At 30.4% G+C, this 3,922-nt stretch carries 3 protein-coding genes; all 3 read left to right on the top strand.

Annotation, left to right across the window (positions count from 1 at the left end; translation table 11 throughout):
* On the top strand, positions 1-181 hold a 181-nt coding region (locus Q1J48_RS08120), incomplete at its 5' end, for a hypothetical protein (protein WP_300362550.1).
* 395 nt (positions 182-576) lie between these two features.
* A complete protein-coding gene (locus Q1J48_RS08115; RefSeq protein ID WP_300331640.1) occupies positions 577-2,358 on the top strand; it encodes an adenine deaminase in 1,782 nt (593 codons plus the stop codon).
* A 19-nt stretch (positions 2,359-2,377) separates the two neighbouring features.
* The coding region (ade, locus tag Q1J48_RS08110) for an adenine deaminase (protein ID WP_300362547.1) at positions 2,378-3,922 on the top strand (1,545 nt) is incomplete at its 3' end.

Below are 3,922 nucleotides of genomic sequence, written 5' to 3'. Positions count from 1 at the left end.
TTGTTCTGAATCATCTGAAATTGAATATGTAGCTAGTCAATATCCGGGGCAAGAAGAAATTATAAAGGAATTTTTAGAAAAATCTTGTAAAGATGGAACAATTTACTATATGACTCACGAGGATATACATAAATTAATTAAAGAAAAATTAAATATGGATAGATTTATCCAAGGAGAATAATTTTAATAAAAAAACTGCATCAATTTAGTTTGGTGCAGTTTTTTAAGTTTTATGGAGTTATGAAGTTGTTTAATTATAGCATAATAATATTATAAATTTAAAAGGAAATTTATATGCTTAACAGATGTTATTTTAGGAAATATAATTAATATTTATTACAGTAAATTATTTTTCTAGACATTCTAAATAAATTTTAAAATTACATTGATTTAAAAAATAAAAATTTTTATTGACTAAAAAAACAAGATATGATAAAATGCGTGCATAAAAATTTTTTACCAAAAACTTAATAAAATTCCATTTGAAATACTAAACGCAGGACGGGAAACCTGATTTGCCACTATCATGGCCGGATAGTATTTTTTTATTTAATAAAATTAAAATGGAGGAAAAAAATGAAAGAAATCACAGTAGAAAATTTAAAGGAGATTATAAGAGCAGGAAGAGGATTATTACCAGCAACTTTAGTAATAAAAAATGGACAACTTGTAAATGTAATGTCAAGTGAGATTTATCCAGCTGATGTAGCTATATATCAAGATAAGATTGTGTCTATTGGAAATGTAGAAGATTACATTGGAGAAAATACAGAAATATTAGATGCTCAAGGAAAATATATAACTCCAGGTCTAATAGATGGACATATACATAGTGAGTGTAGTAAATTAAGTATTACAAGTTATGCAAAAGCAGTTGTTCCTTGTGGAACTACAAGTATGGTGTCAGGATTAGATGAATATATATCTGTTGCTGGCTTAGAGGGACTTAAAGAAATATTTGAAGAGATTGAAAAAAGTCCATTAAAAGTTTTTTGGGGAGCACCTCATCAAACACCATATACATTACCTCAATCAACAATTTCATATAATTTTACAAAAGAAACTCATGAGGAAGTTCAAAAGTGGAAGCAATGTTTTGGTGTATGGGAAACAGTAAGAGAGTTTATTCAAGAAGAAGATGAAAATACTTTAGGTGCAATAGTAGAAGCTACAAAAAATCGTTTACCTGTATTTGGATGTGCTCCTATGGCCAGAGGAAAAGAGTTAAATGGTTATCTATGTGGTGGAGTTCGTTTAGATCATGAAAGTTATGATCACGAAGAAGTGGTAGAAAAAATGAGAAATGGAATGCATATGCTAATAAGAGAGTCTTCTGTTACTCACTTTTTAAAAGAAAATATGAGAGCAGTTACAGAAGTTAACCCAGCATTTGCAAGAAGAGTAAGTTTTTGTACTGATGATGTTACAGCTAGTGATGTTTTAGAAAAAGGACATTTAGATAATGTAGTAAGACTTACAATAGAGCAAGGTGTAGATCCAATGACAGCTATACAAATGGCAACAATTAACAGTGCTGAAGCATATAGAATAGATCATTTAATAGGTTCTGTTTGTCCTGGAAGAATAGCTGATATCTTATTAGTGGATAACTTAGAAAAGTTTAATGTTGATACAGTTATTACAAATGGAAAAGTAGTAGCAAAAAATAAAAAACTTACTTATGATTTACAAGCTCCAAAGAGAAGTGAATTATTAACAAGTAAATTAAAATGTGAAAAAGTAACAGCAGATGATTTTAGATATAAAGTTTCTCAAGAAAATGGGAAAGTAAAAGTTTTATCAATGAATGTTATAGGTCCATTTGTAAGAAAAAGAAGAGATGCTATACTTAATGTAGAGAATCATATGGTACAACCAGATGTAGAAAATGATGTATTAATGGTATCAGTTATTGAAAGATTTGGAAAAAATGGAAATAAATCTTTAGGATTCTGTTCAGGATGGAAGTTGAAAAAAGGAGCAATGGCTTCATCAGCAGCTCCAGATGATAACAATATTGTTGTATTAGGGGCTAATGCAGAAGATATGGCAATAGCTGTAAACCACTTAATAGAAAATGGAGGAGGACAAGTAGTAGTTTGTGATGGTAAGGTTATGGAATTTTTACCACTACCAGTTGGAGGAATTTGTAGTGACGCTGAACCAAGTGAGATTGCTGAAATAGAGAAATTATTATCTAAAGCAGCAAATGAATTAGGTTGTGACTTACCAGAACCTTTAATGTATATGTTCTTTTTACCTATCACAGCAATTCCAGATTATGCAATAACAGATTTAGGACCTGTTGATTGTATAGCTTTAAAAGTTATTGATCCTATCTTAGAAGAAAATATATAAATTTTTAAGGAGGAATAAAATGACAAAAGAGCAGTTAAAAAAATTAATAGATATAGCAGCAGGTAGAATACCTGCTGACTTAGTTATAAAAAATGCAAAAATAGTTGATGTATATTCATCAAAAATATTAGTGGGGGATATAGCTATCTCTGATAATTTAATAGCAGGTATTGGAAATTATCAAGGAAGAAAAGAGATAGACGTAAATGGGAAATATGTGACACCAGGATTTATAGATGGTCATATTCATATAGAATCATCTTATTTAAGTCCTGAAGAGTTAGGAAAACTTTTAGTTCCTCATGGAGGAACTTGTATAATAGCTGATCCACATGAAATAGTTAATGTTTGTGGAATTAAGGGGCTTGATTATATGATGGAAGCTGCAAAAAATACAGTATTAGATATAAAGTATATGGTGCCTTCTTGTGTACCTTGTACTCCCTTTGAAAATGCTGGAGCTATTATAGATGCTGATAAAATGAAAGAACCTATAACAAGAGAAAATGTTTTAGGACTTGGAGAATTTATGAATTTCCCAGGAGTTATTTCTGGTGATAGTGATGTTTTAGATAAAATAATGGTAGCAAAGGAAAATGGAAAAATAATAGATGGGCATAGTCCAAGCATTTTTGAAAAAAATCTAAATGCTTATGTGTCTGTTGGAATAAGAAATGATCATGAATGTGCTACTGTTGAAGAGATGCATGATAGAATATCAAGAGGAGTATATGTATTATTAAGACAAGGTTCTGCTTGTCACGATTTAAGAAATCTTTTAAAGGGTGTCACAAAAGAAAATAGTAGAAGATGCGTTCTTTGCTCAGATGATAGACAACCAAAAACAATTCTTGAATTGGGACATTTAGATAATCATTTACAAATCTGTGTAGAAGAGGGAATAGATCCAATAACAGCAGTACAAATGGCAACATTAAATGCAGCTGAATGTTTTGGATTAAAAGATAGAGGAGCCATAGCTCCGGGACTTCGTGCTGATTTAGTTGTGATGGAAGATTTAAAAGATTTCAAAATAACTAATGTATTTATTCAGGGAGAAGAAGTTGCAAAAGATGGGAAATATCTTCCAGAGATACAGAAATATGATACTAGTTCAGTAAGAGGTAGTATGCATGTGAAAGATTTTTCAATAGAAAAATTAAAATTAAATTTAAAAACAAATAAAGTTCATATTATTGATATTTTACCAGGTGGGGTGGTAACTAAAAAAAGTGTTGATACAGTGGAATTAGATGAAAATGGAGAGTTTATTTTCAATCCAGAAAAAGATATAGTGAAAGTTGCTGTTGTAGAAAGACATAAGAATACAGGAAATGTAGCAGTTGGATTTTTAAGAGGATATGGAATAAAAGAAGGAGCTGTGGCTCTTTCAGTTGCTCACGATTCACATAATTTAATTGTTGTTGGAACTTCCAATGAAGATATGGCTTTTGCCATAGAAAAATTAATAGAGCAAGAAGGTGGAGTTGTTCTTGTTAAAAATGGAGAGGTAATAGAAAATATGCCAATGCCAATTGCAGGGCTTATGAGTGATAAAGATGGG

Source organism: Fusobacterium sp., assembly GCF_029258315.1.
GTDB lineage: Bacteria > Fusobacteriota > Fusobacteriia > Fusobacteriales > Fusobacteriaceae > Fusobacterium_B.
This window is presented reverse-complemented; position numbering and strand designations above follow the sequence as displayed.

What these genes read in the sequence shown, in the direction of transcription:
- Q1J48_RS08115 (WP_300331640.1), top strand. Translation starts at nt 577, where the DNA reads ATGAAAGAAATCACAGTAGAAAATTTAAAGGAGATTATAAGAGCAGGA.